The 20,119-nt window shown below is 42.3% G+C and carries 19 protein-coding genes, 1 tRNA gene, 1 rRNA gene, 1 other RNA gene and 1 other annotated feature; of the genes, 17 read left to right on the forward strand and 5 right to left on the reverse strand.

The window, feature by feature from the left end:
• The 4 genes from rrf to CSV69_RS15295 form a co-directional block, all read left to right on the forward strand.
• Window positions 1–97: ribosomal RNA gene (rrf, locus tag CSV69_RS15280) — 5S ribosomal RNA — on the forward strand; the annotation flags it as partial.
• Window positions 98–741: 644 nt separating this feature from the next.
• Window positions 742–1,224: a glutathione peroxidase gene (locus tag CSV69_RS15285; RefSeq protein ID WP_099693868.1), complete on the forward strand. Its 483-nt coding sequence runs from the start codon at window positions 742–744 to the stop codon at window positions 1,222–1,224.
• A 105-nt stretch (window positions 1,225–1,329) separates the two neighbouring features.
• Window positions 1,330–2,796 (forward strand): IMP dehydrogenase, encoded by a 1,467-nt coding sequence (guaB, locus tag CSV69_RS15290; RefSeq protein WP_085427708.1) that lies wholly within the window; start codon window positions 1,330–1,332, stop codon window positions 2,794–2,796.
• 192 nt (window positions 2,797–2,988) lie between these two features.
• The gene (locus CSV69_RS15295; protein WP_099693869.1) at window positions 2,989–4,344 is read left to right on the forward strand and encodes a D-alanyl-D-alanine carboxypeptidase family protein; all 1,356 of its coding nucleotides are present in this window, start codon (window positions 2,989–2,991) and stop codon (window positions 4,342–4,344) included.
• 18 nt (window positions 4,345–4,362) lie between these two features.
• On the opposite strand, the gene pdxR is transcribed toward CSV69_RS15295, so the two are convergent.
• A complete protein-coding gene (gene pdxR, locus CSV69_RS15300) occupies window positions 4,363–5,778 on the reverse strand; it encodes a MocR-like pyridoxine biosynthesis transcription factor PdxR (protein ID WP_099693870.1) in 1,416 nt (471 codons plus the stop codon).
• A 100-nt stretch (window positions 5,779–5,878) separates the two neighbouring features.
• Between pdxR and pdxS the strand changes: the two genes are divergently transcribed.
• Both pdxS and serS read left to right on the forward strand, forming a co-directional pair.
• Entirely contained in the window at window positions 5,879–6,724 is an 846-nt protein-coding gene (pdxS, locus tag CSV69_RS15305) for a pyridoxal 5'-phosphate synthase lyase subunit PdxS (RefSeq protein ID WP_099693871.1), read from the forward strand.
• A gap of 277 nt (window positions 6,725–7,001) precedes the next feature.
• Window positions 7,002–7,209 (forward strand) — a binding site (T-box leader).
• Window positions 7,210–7,278: 69 nt separating this feature from the next.
• Window positions 7,279–8,562, forward strand: coding sequence for a serine--tRNA ligase (gene serS, locus CSV69_RS15310; protein ID WP_099693872.1), 1,284 nt, complete (start codon window positions 7,279–7,281; stop codon window positions 8,560–8,562).
• A gap of 73 nt (window positions 8,563–8,635) precedes the next feature.
• Here the strand turns inward: serS and tadA are convergent, their stop codons facing one another.
• Window positions 8,636–9,136, reverse strand: coding sequence for a tRNA adenosine(34) deaminase TadA (tadA, locus tag CSV69_RS15315; protein WP_099626245.1), 501 nt, complete (start codon window positions 9,134–9,136; stop codon window positions 8,636–8,638).
• A 173-nt stretch (window positions 9,137–9,309) separates the two neighbouring features.
• Here tadA and CSV69_RS15320 point away from each other — a divergent pair, with 173 nt between their 5' ends.
• Complete coding sequence (locus tag CSV69_RS15320; RefSeq protein ID WP_099693873.1) at window positions 9,310–9,957, forward strand: deoxynucleoside kinase; 648 nt, start codon at window positions 9,310–9,312, stop codon at window positions 9,955–9,957.
• Window positions 9,944–10,600, forward strand: coding sequence for a deoxynucleoside kinase (locus CSV69_RS15325; RefSeq protein WP_099693874.1), 657 nt, complete (start codon window positions 9,944–9,946; stop codon window positions 10,598–10,600). Before CSV69_RS15320 ends, CSV69_RS15325 begins: the two co-directional genes overlap by 14 nt.
• A 17-nt stretch (window positions 10,601–10,617) precedes the next feature.
• On the opposite strand, the gene CSV69_RS15330 is transcribed toward CSV69_RS15325, so the two are convergent.
• The gene (locus CSV69_RS15330) at window positions 10,618–11,982 is read right to left on the reverse strand and encodes an aspartate kinase (RefSeq protein ID WP_099693875.1); all 1,365 of its coding nucleotides are present in this window, start codon (window positions 11,980–11,982) and stop codon (window positions 10,618–10,620) included.
• Window positions 11,983–12,136: 154 nt separating this feature from the next.
• Between CSV69_RS15330 and CSV69_RS15335 the strand changes: the two genes are divergently transcribed.
• Genes CSV69_RS15335 through thrB form a run of 3 tightly spaced genes read left to right on the forward strand, consistent with a single transcriptional unit; the run spans window position 12,137 to window position 15,390 of the window.
• On the forward strand, window positions 12,137–13,429 hold the full coding sequence (locus CSV69_RS15335; RefSeq protein WP_099693876.1) for a homoserine dehydrogenase: 1,293 nt from the start codon (window positions 12,137–12,139) through the stop codon (window positions 13,427–13,429).
• A 6-nt stretch (window positions 13,430–13,435) separates the two neighbouring features.
• The gene (gene thrC, locus CSV69_RS15340) at window positions 13,436–14,494 is read left to right on the forward strand and encodes a threonine synthase (RefSeq protein ID WP_085427718.1); all 1,059 of its coding nucleotides are present in this window, start codon (window positions 13,436–13,438) and stop codon (window positions 14,492–14,494) included.
• The gene (gene thrB, locus CSV69_RS15345; protein WP_099693877.1) at window positions 14,494–15,390 is read left to right on the forward strand and encodes a homoserine kinase; all 897 of its coding nucleotides are present in this window, start codon (window positions 14,494–14,496) and stop codon (window positions 15,388–15,390) included. The genes thrC and thrB overlap by 1 nt, the downstream gene beginning before the upstream one ends.
• Before the next feature lie 120 nt (window positions 15,391–15,510).
• On the opposite strand, the gene CSV69_RS15350 is transcribed toward thrB, so the two are convergent.
• Window positions 15,511–15,603, reverse strand: a tRNA-Ser gene (locus tag CSV69_RS15350).
• Window positions 15,604–15,648: 45 nt separating this feature from the next.
• The gene (locus CSV69_RS15355; RefSeq protein WP_099693878.1) at window positions 15,649–15,867 is read right to left on the reverse strand and encodes a hypothetical protein; all 219 of its coding nucleotides are present in this window, start codon (window positions 15,865–15,867) and stop codon (window positions 15,649–15,651) included.
• Window positions 15,868–16,022: 155 nt separating this feature from the next.
• On the opposite strand from CSV69_RS15355, the gene ffs reads away from it, so the two are divergent.
• The 6 genes from ffs to CSV69_RS15385 all read left to right on the forward strand — a co-directional run bounded on the left by ffs (window position 16,023) and on the right by CSV69_RS15385 (window position 19,999).
• Window positions 16,023–16,289: signal recognition particle sRNA large type (gene ffs / locus CSV69_RS15360), an RNA gene on the forward strand.
• A gap of 109 nt (window positions 16,290–16,398) precedes the next feature.
• Complete coding sequence (locus tag CSV69_RS15365) at window positions 16,399–16,866, forward strand: S-ribosylhomocysteine lyase (RefSeq protein WP_085427721.1); 468 nt, start codon at window positions 16,399–16,401, stop codon at window positions 16,864–16,866.
• 85 nt (window positions 16,867–16,951) lie between these two features.
• Window positions 16,952–18,697: a DNA polymerase III subunit gamma/tau gene (dnaX, locus tag CSV69_RS15370; RefSeq protein WP_099626250.1), complete on the forward strand. Its 1,746-nt coding sequence runs from the start codon at window positions 16,952–16,954 to the stop codon at window positions 18,695–18,697.
• A gap of 21 nt (window positions 18,698–18,718) precedes the next feature.
• On the forward strand, window positions 18,719–19,039 hold the full coding sequence (locus tag CSV69_RS15375; RefSeq protein ID WP_029055208.1) for a YbaB/EbfC family nucleoid-associated protein: 321 nt from the start codon (window positions 18,719–18,721) through the stop codon (window positions 19,037–19,039).
• 11 nt (window positions 19,040–19,050) lie between these two features.
• A complete protein-coding gene (gene recR / locus CSV69_RS15380) occupies window positions 19,051–19,647 on the forward strand; it encodes a recombination mediator RecR (protein WP_085427723.1) in 597 nt (198 codons plus the stop codon).
• Between the two features lie 88 nt (window positions 19,648–19,735).
• The gene (locus CSV69_RS15385; RefSeq protein ID WP_255396889.1) at window positions 19,736–19,999 is read left to right on the forward strand and encodes a pro-sigmaK processing inhibitor BofA family protein; all 264 of its coding nucleotides are present in this window, start codon (window positions 19,736–19,738) and stop codon (window positions 19,997–19,999) included.
• Window positions 20,000–20,119 lie beyond the last annotated feature (120 nt).

The following is a 20,119-nucleotide window of genomic DNA, read 5'->3' on the forward strand; positions in this document are numbered from 1 at the left end:
AGGTCACACCCGTTCCCATACCGAACACGGAAGTTAAGCTCTTCAGCGCCGATGGTAGTTGGGGGTTTCCCCCTGTGAGAGTAGGACGTTGCTAGGCACGCGAAGCCATTCCCTTTGGGGAGTGGCTTTTTTGTGCTTTCAGGGAGAATAAGTCACCGTTAATGGATGGATGATTCCTTTATTTCTTGTGTACCATTCTATTTAATTATGATCAATCGTCCCCCGTAAGCGCTCTATCTACTGCGTTGACCGCTCTATTGGCGTTGCTGAGTGCTCTATTCCTCACTGTGACCGCTCTATCCAACACGCTCACCGCTCTATCATCCCCCACAACCGCTCATAGCCTTCAATACGTAGCTAATCTTCCACCAAAAATTATGTGTCGATCAATCTTTCTCCATAAGCGCTCTATCCACTGCGTTGACCGCTCTATTGGCGTCGTTGAGTGCTCTATGCGTCACCGTGACCGCTCTATCCGCCGTGCTCACCGCTCTATAGCCTCCCACAACCGCTCATTGCCCCCATTGCACCCATCACCTATTTCCATATAATCTATCTTCCCCACAAACCCTCAATAAACCATATTAACCGCTCTAAAGCCCACGTTAATCACCTATCTGCAACCCATCCACCCCTGAAACGAGTATCGATACTCTATTAGAAACGTCAATTCAAAACAGGATAGTGGGTTTCTGATGAATAATGGAGTAAAGTATATTAAAAGAAAAGAGGCGGTTTTGCATGACGACAGTTTATGATTTTACAGTGGAGACTACAGGCGGAGAACAGAAATCTCTAAAGGAATTTGAAGGAAATCCAATGGTCATTGTCAATACTGCGAGCAAATGCGGTTTCACAAAACAATTTAAAGAACTACAACAACTATATGAAGAGTATAAAGATCAAGGACTGGTTATACTGGGTTTTCCATCAGATAACTTCAATAACCAAGAATTTGATGATATTGATGAGACAATGGAGTTTTGTCAAATAAATTATGGTGTGACCTTCCCAATGTTTGCAAAGGTAGATGTAAAAGGGAACGAAGCTGAACCTTTATTTACGTATCTTGCTGAGCAACAAAAGGGTGTGTTGACGGAAGGAATCAAATGGAACTTCACGAAGTTCTTAATTGATTCGAAGGGACAGGTTGTGGACCGTTTTGCACCTCAAACAAATCCATTAAAGATGCAAAAGTCACTTGATAAAATGTTCAGTGAGTAATAGGAATAGTGAATTTATAGATTTCTATCTTGACACGTTTCATTGTCGCTGATAACCTTTTAATAATCTGAATAGACAATAGTAATTTTAGGAGGCAGAAAGTTAATGTGGGAATCAAAGTTTTCTCGTGAAGGTCTGACGTTCGATGATGTATTATTGGTGCCGGCTGCATCTGATGTATTGCCAAAGGCTGTTTCGTTATCTGTGAACTTAACGGAAAGTATTAAGTTGAATATACCTATCATCAGTGCAGGTATGGATACAGTAACGGAATCTAAGATGGCCATATCTATGGCTCGTCAGGGTGGAATCGGTGTTATTCATAAAAACATGAGTATTGAGGAACAAGCTGAGGAAGTTGTTACAGTTAAACGTTCTGAGAATGGAGTTATTAAAAACCCGTTCTTCCTTACACCGGAACATCAAGTATTTGATGCAGAGCATTTAATGGGTAAATATCGTATCTCAGGTGTCCCAATCGTTAACAATATGGAAGAGAAGAAATTGGTTGGTATTTTGACGAACCGTGACCTGAGATTTATTCAGGACTATTCCATTATCATTGATGAAGTCATGACGAAAGAAAACTTGGTGACGGCTCCTGTAGGAACTAGACTTGAAGATGCTGAGAAGATGCTACAGCAATATAAAATTGAGAAGCTTCCGATCGTAGATGATAAAGGTATTCTCAACGGTTTAATTACAATTAAGGATATCGAGAAAGTTATTGAGTTCCCTAACGCAGCAAAAGATAAGGCTGGACGTTTGCTTGTTGGTGCGGCTGTTGGAGTCACGGCAGACACTTCTACGCGCATTGAGAAGCTTGTACAGGCAGAAGTCGACCTGATAGTCATTGATACGGCTCACGGTCATTCTAAGGGCGTTATTGACACAGTGAGAGAGATCCGCGGAAATTATCCGGACCTTGCGATCGTTGCAGGTAACGTAGCAACGGCAGAAGCGGCTGAAGCATTGTACGAAGCAGGTGCTGATGTAGTGAAAGTTGGTATTGGCCCTGGTTCTATTTGTACAACACGTGTAGTTGCAGGTGTTGGTGTACCACAAATTACGGCTATCTATGAGTGTGCAACTGTTGCACGTAAATATGGTAAGACGATTATTGCAGACGGTGGAATTAAGTATTCTGGAGATATTGTCAAAGCATTGGCTGCTGGTGGACATGCAGTTATGCTTGGAAGCTTGCTTGCAGGTACTACAGAGAGCCCAGGAGAGTCAGAAATCTTCCAAGGACGTCGTTTTAAAGTATACCGTGGTATGGGTTCTGTTGCAGCGATGGAAAAAGGTTCAAAAGATCGCTACTTCCAAGAAGATGAAAAGAAATTGGTTCCGGAAGGCATTGAAGGTCGTATGCCATACAAAGGGCCTTTGTCCGACACAATTCATCAGCTTATAGGTGGTATTCGCGCAGGTATGGGATACTGCGGTTCGAAAGATCTTGAAGCACACCGTGAAAATGCACAGTTTATTCGTATGACAGGTGCTGGTTTACTAGAAAGTCATCCACACCAAGTACAGATTACAAAAGAAGCGCCAAACTATTCGGTGCGTTAATTTAACTATATTGAGGACAGCAGGGGAGATCTCTTGCTGTCCTTTTTTGTCGTTATGTCATGAATAATGGGGTATGAGGTAAAATAGGGCGGCTTTTATAGGGGAATATGTGTTTTTTTGCTATAAGCGTACCTGATTTGCCGGGAATATGTTACACTGATTTTTGATATTGTGACTACGGGGGTAGGATGAGTGGAAAAAGTAACACAGAGATGGTTGGCGGCTTTTATGGTGCCAATGATGTTGTTGATGACGTTAGGTATACAGGGAACTGCAGTAGCAGAGGAAAATGAATCTTCATTGGACATCCGTGTAAACGGAGCTATTTTGATAGATGCAAATAGTGGCAAAGTATTATACGAAGAAAATTCGGATAAACCACTTGGTATTGCGAGTATGACGAAAATGATGACGGAATACTTGATGTTTGAAGCAATTGAAGATGGAACGATAACGTGGGATCAGGAATACAAGGTTACGGAGTATACGTATAATGTTTCACAAGACCGTCGTTTAAGTAACGTACCACTTCGTCGTGATGGATCCTATACGATTCGTGAACTATACGAAGCAGTAGCCATTTACTCAGCAAATGCAGCAACTATTGCAATTGCAGAGACGATTGCAGGATCTGAAGAAAAATTCGTCCATCTAATGAATGAAAAGGCTGAAGAACTTGGCTTGATTGATTATAAGTTTGTTAACTCTACAGGCCTTAACAATAGTGATTTGCAAGGGATGCATCCAAGTGAGTTTGGAGAGAAAGACGAGAATGTTATGCCAGCGCGTTCTGTTGCTAAATTAGCGTATCATTTATTAAAAGAATATCCTGAAGTCTTGGATACAACCAAAATTGCTAAGAAAACATTCCGTGAAGGAACAGATGATGCTATTGATATGGTCAACTGGAACTTCATGTTGCCAGGTCTGGTGTATGAGTATGATGGCATTGATGGTTTGAAAACTGGAACTACAGAATTTGCAGGACATTGCTTTACTGGAACTGCAGTACGTGATGGTCGACGTGTTATTGCTATCGTAATGAATGCAGTCGATGAAAAAGGTGTGGGATCTTACGAAGCACGTTTTGATGCTACACGTAAGTTATTCGATTATGGCTTTAAAGAGTTTAGTGAAACGGAGCTACTTAAAGCAGGTCACCAGTTCAAGAAACAGAAAACGCTAGATGTTATAAAGGGTAAAGAGAAACAAGTAGCGATTGCGACAAATAAACCTATCAGTATGTTAATTCGCAATGATGAAGATCAAGACTATACAACTGAGCTTGTCTTGGATGAGAAACTCGTGAAGAATGGACAAATACAAGCGCCAATTAAAAAAGGCACAGTGGTCGGTCATGTCAAGCTAGTGAAAAATGATGGATCTGATTACGGATTTATTGATGGGAAAACAGTAGGCACGGAAGTTGTCACGACAGAAGAAGTAAAGAAAGCTGGTCGTTTCTCGTTAACGATGGGGGCAATCGGTCACTTCTTCTCTAGCGCGTGGAATAGTTCTACTGGTTTTGTAAAAGGTTTATTTAATTAATATAAATAGACAGTGCACCTATCTTGGTGTCACTGTCTTTTTTATATTCCATATATCTAATAGCTTTGAAATGGCTAGTATAATGTCTTCTTCAGATAGCCCACCGAAGCCGATGAGGAATGAAGGTGGAGCTTTGCTGGGCATTACTCTATACGTCTCCAGACCTCGTACCTTTATTCCCGCCTCGAGAGCTTGATGGATCAGCTCTTTTTCTGTTCTATCTGTTTGAATATGAAGCAAGACGTGCATACCCGCTTCATCGCCCGAGAATGAAATATTAGGCTCATACAATTTCAATAAATTCGTCAATGTATGCATTTTTCGCCGATAGATTTTACGCATACGGTTTAGGTGGCGCGAAAATTGTCCATCAGCCATGAAACGTGCCAAAATATGCTGATCCATACGTGGTACAGAAGAGGAGTAAGGGATAAAAGCCTGGCGATACGTTTCTAACAGCTGTGGTGGCAATACCATGTAGGCAATCCGCATGGACGGCATAAGTGATTTAGTGAACGTACTTAGATAAATAACATTTTCTCCTTTATCCATCCCTTGCAAAGAAGGGATTGGACGTCCACGGTAACGAAACTCACTGTCATAATCATCTTCAATGATAAAAAACTCTGAATCCGACGCAGCCCAGTTTAAAAGAGCAGTTCTGCGAGCGGCAGAGAGCACCGTGCCGGTCGGAAACTGATGGGAAGGGGTAACATATGCTACGGATGCATTAGAGCGTTGTAGTGCCTTTACATCAAGACCTTCCTTGTCTACAGCGATAGGAAACGTCTGACGATAGTTCTCGGAAAAGACGTGTTTCGTCATCAAGTAACCCGGATCTTCAATTGCATAGCGTGCCTGTTTTCCCAGTATGCGGATGATCAAAGGTAAAAGCTGTTCTGTACCGGAACCAACGATAATTTGTTCAGGGGTACAGTCTACTCCTCGCGAATGATATAAATATCGGGCAATTTCCTGACGTAACTCCATATCACCGTGTGGGTCTCCAAGTAATAATAGATGAGCTTGTGAAGTGTCCATAATATCACGTGCATATTTTCTCCACGCAATGAAAGGAAAGTGTTCGGTATCAATAGAACTCGGCGAAAGGTCGTATCGAATGGATTCTGTTAAAGGAACTGTAGTGATTTTCTCAGGTTTCACAGGCTGGACATAGGCGAGTTCCTCAATTGCTTGTACGAAATAGCCTTTTCGAGGTTCAGCCGCAATAAAACCTTCTGCTGTCAACTGATCATAAGCCATTTCGATGGTTGTTTGACTGACGCCAAGAAACTCTTCCAGTTGGCGTTTAGAAGGGAGCTTCATGCCAACCGGAAACTTACCGTCAATCATGTCTTGTTTAATTTGATTATATATTTGTTGATACAGGGGAGTATCAGAATTCTTTTGAAGCTCAATAAAAATCATATCCATAGTGATTCCTCTCATCTGACCATGTTGTTTAATACGTAACTGGCTATTTTAGTATGGTCAATTTAGAGTATACTGAAAATATTGAAAAGGGGGAAGGAAAATGAATTTTAATTATGGTGGCGTTATAATGGATGTAATCAATGCAGAGCAGGCAAAGGTGGCGGAAGCAGCCGGAGCTATTGCGGTTATGGCACTAGAGCGAGTACCTTCTGATATTCGAGCAGCAGGCGGTGTTGCACGTATGGCTGATCCACGAATTGTAGAAGAAGTGCAAAAGGCGGTATCCATTCCTGTGATGGCAAAAGCACGTATAGGGCATATTTCAGAAGCACGTGTACTGGAGGCATTGGGTGTCGATTTCATTGATGAAAGTGAAGTATTAACACCTGCAGATGACGAGTTTCACTTATTGAAAAGCGATTTCAGCGTACCATTTGTTTGTGGGGCACGAAACCTTGGAGAAGCAGCGCGACGTTTAGGTGAAGGGGCAAAAATGCTCCGCACAAAAGGGGAGCCGGGAACAGGCAATATCGTGGAAGCAGTGCGTCACTTGCGAATGATTAATGCTCAAGTAAGTAAAGTAGTACATATGAGCAAAGACGAATTAATGACGGAAGCCCGTAATCTTGGTGCTCCATATGAAATTCTGCTTGCTATTAAAGAGGCTGGTCGCTTGCCGGTAGTAAACTATTCCGCTGGAGGAGTAGCAACACCCGCTGATGCAGCTTTGATGATGGAGCTAGGAGCAGATGGTGTGTTTGTAGGTTCTGGTATCTTCAAATCTGAGAACCCTGAAGCATTTGCACGTGCTATCGTACAGGCGACGGTGAACTATCAGGATTATGAATTGATTGCCAAACTATCAAAAGATATTGGTACTCCAATGAAAGGCTTAGAAATTTCGAAGCTTGCCGAGAGTGAATTAATGGCTACTCGCAGTTCATAACAGATTATGAGACAAGGTAAGTAGATTGTAGTCAGTGGATAAAGAACACTGGCGGGCTATGTCCAACCATGAGTCAGCTAGAAAGTACCGTAGTTGACTCATGAAATGGTCACCCACGCAGTAGAGTTTTTACTAACCAAGTAGAAGCACAGTACGTAATTGCTGAGAGCACCTCAAAAAGGTAATATATTGTCCATTAACGATATTTCCCATGCAATGACGTACCGTGTCCCTTGTCAATAGTCAGAAAATGTAGTATGGTATATCTAATTTCACATACATTACGATGATAGGAAGCAGTAGCAACTATGTTTTTTTTAGAGAGCCGGCGGGTGGTGAAAGCTGGTAAAAACCGTTGTGAATCCGTCCAGGAGTAGCAGAGCTGAATCAGTAGGTTTTGCCGGTCAGTTGAGCCGATATCTCAAACAAGTGGGCTGAGTCATCAGTCAATTTGGGTGGCAACGCGGGTAGTTCTCGTCCCTATTTTAGGGGATGGAGGGCTTTTTTTATTGTTTTTTTATCATTTGTGATGTAAATAAGAGGAGGCGGAACACGTGCTAGATAGTAAATTATTGCGTGCAAATTATGAGGAAGTAAAAGCAAAGCTCAGTAAACGTGGAGAAGATTTGACTGATTTTGAAAAGTTCGGTGGTCTTGATGAGAAGCGCCGCGAAATTTTATCTAAAGTAGAAGTGCTAAAAGCTGAGCGTAACGAAGTATCACAAAAGGTTGCACAAATGAAGCGTAATAAAGAAGATGCCGATGAAGTCATTGCACAAATGAAAAAGGTCGGCGAGGAAATAAAAGCGTATGATCAAGAACTTTCTAAAGTTGAAGAAGAATTGAATTATGTGCTTATGCGTATCCCAAATATTCCACATGATAGTGTACCGGTAGGGGATAGTGAAGATGACAACGTAGAAATCCGTACATGGGGTGAGTTACCAGCGTTCGATTTTGAACCGAAGCCACATTGGGAGATTGGAACGGATCTTCAGTTGCTAGATTTTGAACGTGCAGCAAAAGTTACAGGAAGCCGATTCGTGTTTTATCGCGGACTGGGTGCACGACTTGAACGGGCATTGATCAACTTCATGCTGGATCTTCATCAAGAGGAACATGGATATGAAGAAATGTTGCCACCGTATTTAGTAAACCGTACAAGTTTAACTGGTACTGGGCAACTACCGAAGTTTGAAGAAGATGCGTTCCTAATCGAAGAAGAGGACTACTTCTTAATTCCGACGTCTGAAGTTCCGGTAACTAATTTCTATCGCGATGAAATTTTAGATGGTGCAAAGTTGCCAATTGCTTTCACAGCATATAGCACAAACTTCCGCTCTGAAGCAGGATCTGCAGGTCGTGATACACGAGGATTAATTCGTCAGCATCAGTTTAATAAAGTAGAGTTAGTTCGTTTTGTGAAACCAGAAGACTCTTATGACGAGTTGGAGAAATTGACCGGGCACGCAGAGAAAGTATTGCAGTTGTTGGAACTGCCTTACCGTGCTCTTAAGATGTGTACAGCCGATCTAGGTTTCACAGCCGCTAAGAAGTATGATTTAGAAGTATGGATTCCAACGCAGAATGTTTATCGTGAGATTTCTTCATGTTCAAACTTTGAAGATTTCCAAGCACGTCGAGCACATATCCGTTTCCGTCGTGAACCAGGGGCGAAGCCTGAGTATGTGCACACATTGAACGGTAGTGGATTGGCTGTTGGTCGTACTGTAGCCGCTATTTTGGAGAATTATCAGCAAGCAGATGGTTCTGTTGTAATTCCTGAAGTACTACGTCCATATATGGGTGGCAAAGAAAAAATCGAAGCTCCTAAGTAAGTGAAAAAGCTATTTTGAACTGCGTTCCATAAATATGCTACTTCAAACAGTTTGTAATGAAAGAAGCCCGTGCTTACGAGTCTAACTCGAGGCGTTGGGCTTCTTTTTTTGCTGCTTTTCTTTTTTCACGCAGTGATCGAAAGAACGTGGTGAGGAGTTGACCGCACTCTTCTCCAAGGACACCTTCGGCTACGATACATTCGTGGTTGAATCTAGGATCGTTGAGCAGATGATAAAAAGTGTGGACGCAACCACCTTTTGGGTCACGTGCGCCGTATACTACTCTTGGTATTCTGGATTGAAGTATGGCTCCTGCACACATGGGGCAGGGCTCGAGTGTAACGTATAGAGTGGTGTCTTCTAAGCGCCAGCTTCCTATACTTTCACAAGCTATTTGGATGGCTGAGAGTTCAGCGTGTGTAACAGCATTTTGTGTAGTTTCTCGTAAATTATGGGCTGCCGCGATTACTACTTCGTTATGTACAATGACTGCTCCAATGGGTACTTCGGCAAGAGCCGCAGCCTTTTCCGCTTCTTGTATTGCCAATCTCATGTAGTATTCATCATCTTTCATCGAGTCATCACTCCTTATCAACAGTCTATCACGCTAAATATCAAAATCAATTAGTGAAATGTTCCACGTGAAACAAGCGAGTAAAAGTTATTAAACAGCTCACTATAAGCTGCATTCTATACAGTAGTCTGTGGTAAAATGAGGTGGCAACGAATTGAAAGGGTGAGTGTTACATGTTTGTTCCGTTTATTGCGGTAGAAGGTCCGATTGGTGTAGGTAAGACTACGCTGACTGCAGCGATCGCTGACGCCTTTTCATATAATCAATTGAGAGAGATCAGTGGAGAGAATCCTTTTCTTAATAAGTTTTATCAAGATAAAGAAAAGTGGAGTTTCCAAACAGAGATGTTTTTCTTGTGTAATCGATATGAGCAATTAAAACAAATCAATAAAGAATACATATCGCAGGGGTTACCTGTGGTAGCAGATTATCATGTATTTAAAAACATGCTTTTTGCCCAGCGAACATTAGAGCCAAACGACTTTGTAAAGTATAAAGAAATCTATCACATTTTGACGAAAGATCTACCGATGCCGAATATTGTTGTTTCGTTATCTGCATCCATTCCTACACTACTCAGCCGAATCGATGAGCGTGGTCGATCATATGAAGAAGATATGGATCCTGATTACTTACTTCAACTTTCCAATGATTATCGTACGTATTTGCCGGAATTTGAAGTGACATATCCTGATACCCGGGTTATCCATATAAATGGGGATGAAGTGGATTATGTCCGTAATAAAGAAGACTTGGCTGCAATAATAAGTAAAGTACGTGAAGTGGTCCAGAAAGGTTTGAAGCTAAATGAAGTCACATAATATACCGGAGAATAGTGTGTTTGCAGTAGCAGGAATGGTTGGAGTAGGGAAGTCGACTATGGCACACGCTATAGCCAAACGACTAGGTTTTCAAGAGTCGTTGGAAAATGTAGCGCAAAATCCATACTTAGAAAGATTCTATAATGATTTTGAGCGTTGGAGTTTTCATTTGCAAATTTTCTTTTTGGCGGAACGTTTTAAAGAGCAAAAGCATATTTTCGAAAGTGGCGGTGGTTTTGTACAAGATCGTTCCATTTATGAAGATGTGGGGATTTTTGCTAAGATGCACGCAGATGAAGGGACCATGGAACCGATTGATTATGAGACGTATATGAATTTGTACGAAGCGATGGTGATGACACCATACTTCCCACATCCAAATGCACTGATCTACTTGGAAGGACCATTACCCGTCATTCTAGATCGAATTGAAGAGCGGGGCAGGGATATGGAGCTGCAAACACCAACAAGTTATTGGGAAGAGATGTATCGTCGCTATGAACAATGGATTGATTCATTTACTGCATGTCCAGTCATTCGGTTAAATATTGAGGAATATGATTTGTTAGGAAATGAAGGGGATATTGAGTTAATTATTGAGAAGATTAGTAAAGAAATGAAAAAGACGACACCCCTTGTGTAAGGAGTGTCGTTTATTTATTAATGAACGGGGACTTCTGTGAAAAATTCCTTGTATAGTTCACGAAGGACAAGATTTTCATCCTTTTCTTGAATACCGAATACTAAACTTACCTCTGAAGAACCTTGATTGATCATTTCTATATTTGCACCTGTTCGCGCAATAGCAGACGCCGCACGTGCTGCCAATCCTCTTGCGTGGCGCATGCCTTCGCCCACGAGTACAACCATAGAATAATCACGTTGGAAATGTACATCGTCAGGACAGAGTTCTAGTTCGATACGCTTAACGATGCGTGCTTCTTTTTCAGGAGTTAAATGTTCATCACGAATAATGACAGACAGATTGTCTATTCCTGAAGGTGTATGTTCATACGGAATTTCTTCTTCTTCTAAAATTTGTAGTAAGTGACGTCCGAAACCGATTTCTAGATTCATCAAGTATTTAGCGACAAAGAGTGTGGAAAATCCTTTATCGGCAGCAATTCCAACTACCGATTGAAGATTATGATCACGGTCTCGCACTATCATCGTTCCGGGTGCACTTGGATTATTTGTGTTCTTAATACAAACAGGAATCTTGTAGCGGAATGCAGGAACTAATGCTTCTTCGTGAAATACAGAAAATCCGGCATATGCTAACTCGCGCATTTCTCGGTACGTCATCGCATCGATCGCACGTGGGTTTTCTATAACCGTTGGATTTGCTGAAAAAACGGAGTCTACATCAGTGAAGTTTTCATATAGCTCTGCATTCGTTGCGGCCGCCAGTAGTGCGCCTGTGATATCGGAACCACCACGGTTAAACGTACGCAATGTTCCGTCTTCCGTATAGCCAAAGAAGCCTGGGAATACAATGATTCCTTCTTTATCGCGTAATTTACAAAGTTTTTCATTGCCTTCCGGAAGCGCACGTACACGTTCGGGACGGTGATTAACTAGTAATCCACCTTCACGAGGGTTTACATACTCTGCTTCTACACCGATATGACGGAAATAAGCTGCAATCATTTTAGCATTATTGTCTTCACCAGCGGCTTTCAAGCTATCCACGTATAGAACTTCATCCGATTGATCTTTATTAAGACGTCGAATGACATCTTGTTCAATGACTTGTGCAATTTCTTCATCTAGGCCAAGTCCATTCGCAATTTCCTTATAACGGTCCACAACCTTTTGTAGCGCGTCTGTTGTTTCTTCACCTGCAAGTGATGTTTCTGCTAAATCAATGAGCAAGTCTGTTACTTTAATGTCAGAGGAAAAACGTTTACCTGGTGCTGAGACTACGACAATCTTTCTTGATGGGTCGGATACGACAATGTCGACCACTTTACGAATTTGTTCTGCGGATGCGACGGATGTTCCGCCAAATTTACAAACTTTCATTATGTACCAGATCCTATCTACTTTGAGTTTATCTATCTATTTTTAGAAGATTCGTGAAAACAGGTTGTTATTAAAGGCAGAATTCTCTATAATTGTCCTTATACGAAGAACGATTGTTTTTTCATAGTGTACATATAGTTAGGAGAATCGTCAAATGAAAAATGAGAAAAATGAAATTAATATTGGCTTACTAGGTTATGGAGTAGTCGGAAGTGGTGTTGCAACAATTTTGCATAATCATCAAGATGACCTCCGACATAAGCTTGGTGTTCCTGTATCCATCAAGAAAGTCCTTGTCAAAAACTTGGATAAGAAACGAAATGGCGTTATACCTAAAGAAATGTTCACTACATCACTTGATGAAGTGTTGAATGATCCTGAAATTGACTTGATCATTGAAGTGACAGGAGGTTCTTCTGATGCAATTCGACGTTCACTTGAAGCTGGTAAGGGTGTTGTCACTGCAAACAAGGACGTCATGGCTGAATCTGGACCGGAATTATTGAAATTGGCAGATGAAAATAAATGCGACCTATTATATGAAGCGAGTGTAGGTGGCGGTATTCCATTAATTCGTACATTAGAAGATGGATTAGCGTCAGACCGCATCACCGCATTGACAGGAATCGTTAACGGTACGACTAACTTCATTCTAACAAAAATGAAGGATGAAAATAAGACCTATGAAGATGCATTAGCAGAAGCAACGGAACTAGGCTTCGCAGAGGCAGATCCTTCAGCTGACGTAGATGGTATTGATGCAGCACGTAAGATGGTAATTCTCGCGTCTTTATCCTTCTCCACAGAAGTGCATCTAGATGATGTATTTGTCCGTGGTATGAAGGAAATTGCAGACGGTGATCTTCAACTTGCGGAGCAGTTCGGTTATACAATCAAAATGACAGGATCAGCAAAGAAAGATGAAGAGGGAATTGAAGTGGCAGTTGAGCCGGTATTCGTTCATAACTCTCATCCGCTAGCTACAGTCAATAATGAATTCAACGCAGTGTATGTGTACAGTGATTCAGTAGGCGAGACAATGTTCTACGGACCTGGAGCCGGTTCATTACCTACAGCAACTTCCGTAACAGGTGACGTAGTGGCAGCTTGTCGCAATATTTTGCTAGGCGTGAATGGTAAGAGAATGCATGCGCCGCAATTTGAGCGCAAAGTAAAAACGGATGACCAGAAGTATGCCCGCTATTTCCACCGTATTACCGTACGTGATGAAGTAGGCGTGTTGACAGAATTGACATCTATTTATAGCCACCATAAAGCAAGTTTAGCAACAGTTGTCCAAGATTCCGATTTGCATAATGAAGGCGCGGATTTGATCTTTATTACACATAAAATTTCACGCCAACAACATTTAGATATTTTAGCTGACTTAAAAGATACACCTGCGGTTATTGATATTTCTAGTCATTACCGGGTGGAAGGAGAATAAGGGATTATGAGAAGATGGAATGGTTTAATCGAAGAATATAAAGAATGGTTACCAGTGACAGAAAACACGCCTGCCTTAACATTGCAGGAAGGTAATACACCATTGATCCACCTTGAGAACTTATCAAAACAATGGGGAATTAATCTTTATGTGAAAACAGAAGGAACAAATCCAACTGGTTCATTTAAAGACCGAGGAATGGTAATGGCGGTTGCTAAAGCTAAAGAAGAGGGAAAAACGGCTTTAATTTGTGCTTCAACAGGTAACACGTCTGCTGCAGCTGCAGCTTACGGTGCACGTGCAGGTATGCGCACAATCGTTGTTATTCCGGAAGGTCGTATCGCACTTGGTAAACTGGCACAAGCAAAAATGTATGGAGCAGAGATTGTTGCGATCGAAGGAAACTTTGATGAAGCACTTCGCATGGTTCGTGAGTTAGGCGAAGGGAAGATTGCTTTAGTTAACTCTGTGAATCCTTACCGCTTGGAAGGACAGAAGACGGTAGCCTTCGAAACAATTGAACAGCTTGGCAAAGTTCCGGATATCTTCGCTTTACCGGTTGGCAATGCGGGTAATATCTCTGCAGCATGGAAAGGTTTTAAAGAGTACGCAGAGAAAAAGGGCACGGGCACTCCGAAACTGCTTGGTGTTCAAGCTGACGGGGCTGCACCTATCGTATATGATCGTGTATTTGAAGAGCCTGAGACTGTTGCAACGGCTATCCGCATAGGGAACCCTGCAAGCTGGCACTTAGCGACACAAGCACTTGAAGAGTCTGGTGGGGATATTTTGTCTGCTACGGATGAAGAGATTCTCGAAGCATATCAATTACTTGCTGCAACAGATGGAATCTTCGCTGAACCAGCATCATGTGCGACAATTGCAGGAATCAAAAAACGTCTTGACGCTGGATTGATTGAAAAGGGAACGACGATTGTCGGAATCTTGACGGGCAATGGACTGAAAGATCCTGAAACAGCAATTAACGTTAATTCACATAAACCTATGATGACAAACGAGCAGTTCAACAACTTCTTGACAGAATTGAAAGAGGGGAACGACTAATGACAGAAGCCGGTTTTTCAGTGACCGTGCCAGCCACAACGGCTAATCTCGGACCCGGCTTCGATCATTTAGGTCTTGCCCTTTCACTTAACATGACGATAGAAGTTGCATCAGCTGAGGCGTGGCATGTGTTGTATCAAGATAAAGAATATGCTGCATTGCCAATGGATGAAACAAATTTGATTGTGCAGACTATACAACATGTTGCATCTACGTATGATCAAATCATTACACCGCAAAAGTTAGTAGTTCGTTCAGACATTCCTCTAGGAAAAGGTCTGGGCAGTAGTGCTACGGCAATTGCTGCGGGCATTGAAATTGCAAGTGAACTAGCAGGTCTGCACTTGTCTCCAAAAGATAAATTGCGAATTGGCAGTGAGCTAGAAGGACATGCAGACAATGTCACTGCTGCATTGCTTGGTGGCATGACGGTCTCTTACTTTACTGAAGACGAGATGGAAGTATTGTCTTTCCCAGCACCTCCTATTGGTGTGGTCATCCTTGTCCCGCCTGTTGCTTTGAAAACAGAAGCCTCACGAGGGTTACTGCCTGAACACTTAACACATAAAGTAGCAGTACGCGGGAGTGCTGCTGGCAGTGTGATGACGGCTGCCATTGCACAATCCGATTGGGTGACTGCAGGACGTATGATGGAACGTGATCTATACCATGAACCGTATAGAAAAGTTGGATTCCCTAACTTTGATGAGATCCGCATGGCTTGTAAAGAAGCAGGGGCATACGGTATGACGATAAGTGGGGCAGGACCGTCACTTTTCGTAGCCGTACCACCGGAAACCGAGCAACAAGTGGCGGCTTCATTAGAACAGCACTTTCCACATTATCAAGCACTAGCGCTTCAACCAGCACAGAATGGTGCATTCATTACAAAATAAAAACATCGTCAGGACTGAATTAGTCCTGACGATGTTTTTTTGTACTATATTTCATTATTTGCACTTCTATTATTAAGCAATAAAAAAACGTTACATCGAGTAACGTGTAGAGTCAAAATATGGCGGAGGAAGAGGGATTCGAACCCCCGCGGGCTTTAACACCCCTGTCGGTTTTCAAGACCGATCCCTTCAGCCGGGCTTGGGTATTCCTCCGTATTAGACAAATAATATCTTACCACGGTATTTTGAACACGTCAACTACTTTTTGAATTTTTCTTTGCGACGATAAATAAAGCGCCAGAAATAGAAACTCAGTAAAGCAATAGTTTGTATAAGAGCAGCATACATAAAGTTGAAGTCTGAACTTGAGAAAATGATGACCAACAGCCCAAGCAAGACGGCAGGTATGACAGTGGCCGTGTAGACGCGTACTTCGGGATTGCGGAAACTAAGCTCATAACGTTTAGTTTGATCCATGCTCTTCACCTCTCTTGTTTCAATTAGTATACCATTTTGTAGCGATGGGTGACCAGACTCTTCTGCTTGCATACTGATGAGGTAATAATTTTTCGTGTACTAGATAAAAGGTTTACCATTGCAATCATTATTAACTATGGGTATAATAAGAAATGCCGTGCTAGGTGGGGAATTAGCGGTGCCCTATAACTTGCAATCCGCTCTAGCAAGACTGAATTCCTTTTCTGAGGCTGTCCGCATGTAGGGTCTGCCTTTTGCACGTAGTGTTGACGCTTGGGTCCTGCGCAATGGGAACCCATGAACCATGTCAGGTCCGGAAGGAAGCAGCATTAAGTGGACTCTCTCATGTGCCGCGGGGTAGCCTAGGCCGAGCCGACGACAAGAGTAACGCTTATGTGCGGCAGTCGAAGAAAGGTGCACGGCTTTAATTCAATAATTCACTCGTCCATTTTACTATGGGCGAGTTTTTTATGTCCCGTAAATAGTGTATACTTCTGAATAGCACGTAGTACTGAAAGGGAGCGATTTACAATGTCTGAGAAGAAAATGAACGTTGAAAGTTTTAATTTGGATCATACGAAAGTGAAAGCACCTTATATTCGTTTAGCGGGAACCTCAGAAGGAAAGAATGGCGACAAAATTTTGAAATATGATATCCGTTTCTGCCAGCCAAATGTGGACCATATGGATATGCCTGCACTTCATTCGTTAGAGCATATGATGGCAGAATTTAGTCGTGACCATTCAGATCAAATTGTTGATATTAGTCCCATGGGTTGTCAGACAGGCTATTACTTGGCTGTAATCAATCATGACGACTATGATGATATTCTATCTATAGTAGAGAACACATTAAAAGACGTACTGGCAGCAACAGAAGTGCCAGCATGTAATGAAGTACAGTGCGGCTGGGCTGCGAGCCATAGTCTAGAAGGTGCGAAAGAAATCGCGCGCACGATGCTCGATAAGAAAGATGAGTGGACTAAAGTATTTGCGTAAGATAGCTGAGCGATTAGCGGTGAAAAAACGTGTTTCATGATATAATAAAAGTATTATGCATTTGGAGAAAAAGGGGGAAACGCAGTTGATTTATCAAGCACTATACCGCGCTTACAGACCACAGACATTTGGTGAAATGTCAGGTCAGCAAGCGATTAAGCAAACTCTGCAAAATACCCTTCTCCACCAGAAGACGACGCATGCTTATCTATTTTCGGGACCTAGAGGGACAGGGAAGACGAGTGCGGCGAAGATTTTTGCTAAAGCCTTAAACTGTGAAAACGGACCGGCAGCAGAACCTTGTAACGTATGTGAGACGTGCAAGAGCATTACCGAAGGGTCCAATACAGACGTGACGGAATTTGATGCGGCTTCTAACTCGCGCGTCGAAGAGATCCGTGACATTATCGAGCGTGTGCATGTAGCACCGTCAAATGCGCGATTTAAAGTCTATATCATTGATGAAGTGCATATGCTTTCCAATTCAGCTTTTAACGCTTTGCTGAAGACATTGGAAGAACCCCCTGCTCATGTCGTATTTATTCTAGCGACTACAGAACCTCACAAGTTACCACTCACCATTATTTCTAGATGTCAGCGATTTGATTTCAAACCGATTACGTCACCTGAAATCATTGAGCGAATGGAAAAGGTTATTGGTGATATTGGAGTTACTGCCGATACTGGAGCATTACGTGCCATTGCACAAGCTGCGACAGGCGGAATGCGAGATGCGCTCAGTATGCTCGATCAAGCCGTATCGTTTAGCGGAGATGAGTTGACGACAAGTGACGCGTTGCTGGTGACCGGAGCAATTGGTGAAGAAATCTTTTATCAGCTAGCGCAGGCGATTCAAGCGAAAGACGCCGGATCCGCATTGTCCTTGCTGCATGAGTTAATCGCAGAGGGGAAAGATGTAGGCCGACTTGCAGAAGACATGATTACATTTTTCCGAGATATGTTATTACTTGGCACTGCGCCTGAATTGACAGATCTTCTGGAATTGATTTCAGACGGTGGTAAATTTAAAGAGCTAGCTCAAGAGTTCCATTCGGATGAATTATACCGATATATCGATATCCTTTCAAAAACACAACAGGAAATGCGTTTTTCCAATCATGGTAAGGTGTACATTGAATCTGCTTTATTAAAAATGATTCATTCCGGAGAGCAACGACAAGTATCTACTTCTGTAGCCGACCCTGAAATGGCACAAAAGCTTGCGGTGCTGGAACAAACCGTTAGACAACTCCAGCAACAATTAGCAGCAGGGGCTGTGCAGCAAGCCGCTGAGCCGCAAGCACCGGCAAAAAGAGCAGCTTCAACTGCTTCTAGGTCTGCTAAAGTACCAACGGGTAGGATTGTAGAAGTATTAAAAGCAGCAACGAAGTCTGACATTCAAGTGATTCGCGAGCAATGGGCAGGTATGATGCAAAGTATGCAACGTTCACATGCTGCTTTATTGGAAGAGACGGAGCCTGTAGCAGCATCCGAGACGGCATTTGTGCTAAAATTCAAATATGAAATTCATTGCCTGATGGCTTCTGAAAATGCTACATTACAAGCAGGCTTATCGGATGCGTTACTTCGATTGACAGGTAAAGGTTATGAAGTAGTCTACGTAGCAGAAGAAAGCTGGTTAGAAGTCCGTGCTGATTTCATTCGGAAAAGTGGATTGGCTAGTCAGAAAAATAAAGAAAACCCTCAACAATCAGAGGAGGAACAACCCATTTCAGCGTTCATGGAAGAAGCAACGATTGAAGATGCTGATCCACTCGTAACTGAAGCTGAAAACTTGTTCGGAAAAGATTTTATAACTATAGAAGAGTAAATTACTAAGGAGGAATTAATTATGCGTGGAGCAGGAAATATGCAAGGTATGATGAAACAAATGCAGAAGATGCAAAAGAAGATGGCAGAGGCACAGGAAAACCTAGGGAATGAGCGAATGGAAGGTACAGCAGGTGGCGGTATGGTCAAAGTAATCGTCTCAGGTCATAAAGAAGTCCTTGAAGTGATTATCGATCCAGAAGCGGTAGATCCAGAAGACGTAGAAATCCTACAAGACTTGATTGTTATCGCTACAAACGATGCAATTGCAAAAGCAGAAGAAATTACGAACTCCACAATGGGCCAATTTACAAAAGGAATGAACTTGCCCGGGATGTTCTAGGAGGTTGTATAATGCATTATCCTGAACCTATATCTAAATTAATGGATAGTTTTATGAAATTGCCAGGCATCGGCCCCAAAACTGCGGGTCGTCTGGCGTTTTTTGTATTAAGTATGAAGGAAGACACCGTACTAGACTTTGCTAAAGCATTAGTTGACGCGAAACGTAATCTGCAGTTCTGTTCAGTCTGTGGTCATATAACGGATATTGATCCATGCTATATCTGTCAAGATCAATCCCGTGACCGCACAACAATCTGTGTAGTGCAGGATCCCAAAGACGTAATTGCTATGGAGAAGATGCGTGACTATCGTGGGTTGTATCATGTATTACAAGGTGCTATATCGCCGATGGATGGCATTGGCCCAGAAGATATCAATGTCCCTTCGTTGTTAACTAGACTTCAAGATGACGAAGTGCAGGAATTGATTCTTGCGACGAACCCTACTATAGAAGGAGAAGCGACAGCCATGTATATTTCAAGGCTCGTCAAACCATCTGGAATCACGACAACACGTATTGCACACGGCTTACCGGTCGGGGGAGATCTGGAATATGCAGATGAAGTTACGTTGTCTAGAGCGTTGGAAGGTCGCCGAGAACTATAGAAGAAGTTTAAAAGATAGAAACAAGTGGACTACAATTCCACAGAGACGCATATAGATAAGTATCTATGAGATAGAAAGGGCGTTTTCTGTGAGGATTTTAGTCATAGCTATATTTGGAGTTGTATCATTACTACTGTTGAGCATGAGCCGAACCACTCTTGAGAAGAACATGGAGCGCTTATCGGTTTTTTGGTTTAGATTGGCGTTTGCGTTCTTTATTCTCTTCTTAATGAACATTGCCGGTGGATTTATCGGAATATATGTACCTGTGAACATTGCATCAGGCATGATTCTGGCCATACTAGGAATCCCAGGATTCGCAGCGCTATGCGGTTTCGCCATTCTTTTTTAAAAGAATGGTGAAAAAGCTTGCATTCCTTTAAACACGGTGGTATATTTATAAGCGTCGCATTGAGCAGTTGCGAAAACATCAAACTTAATAAAGAAAAACATTTTAAGTGAAAGTGTTGAC

The sequence above is a fragment of the Sporosarcina sp. P26b genome, assembly GCF_002743245.1.
Lineage (GTDB): Bacteria > Bacillota > Bacilli > Bacillales_A > Planococcaceae > Sporosarcina > Sporosarcina ureae_C.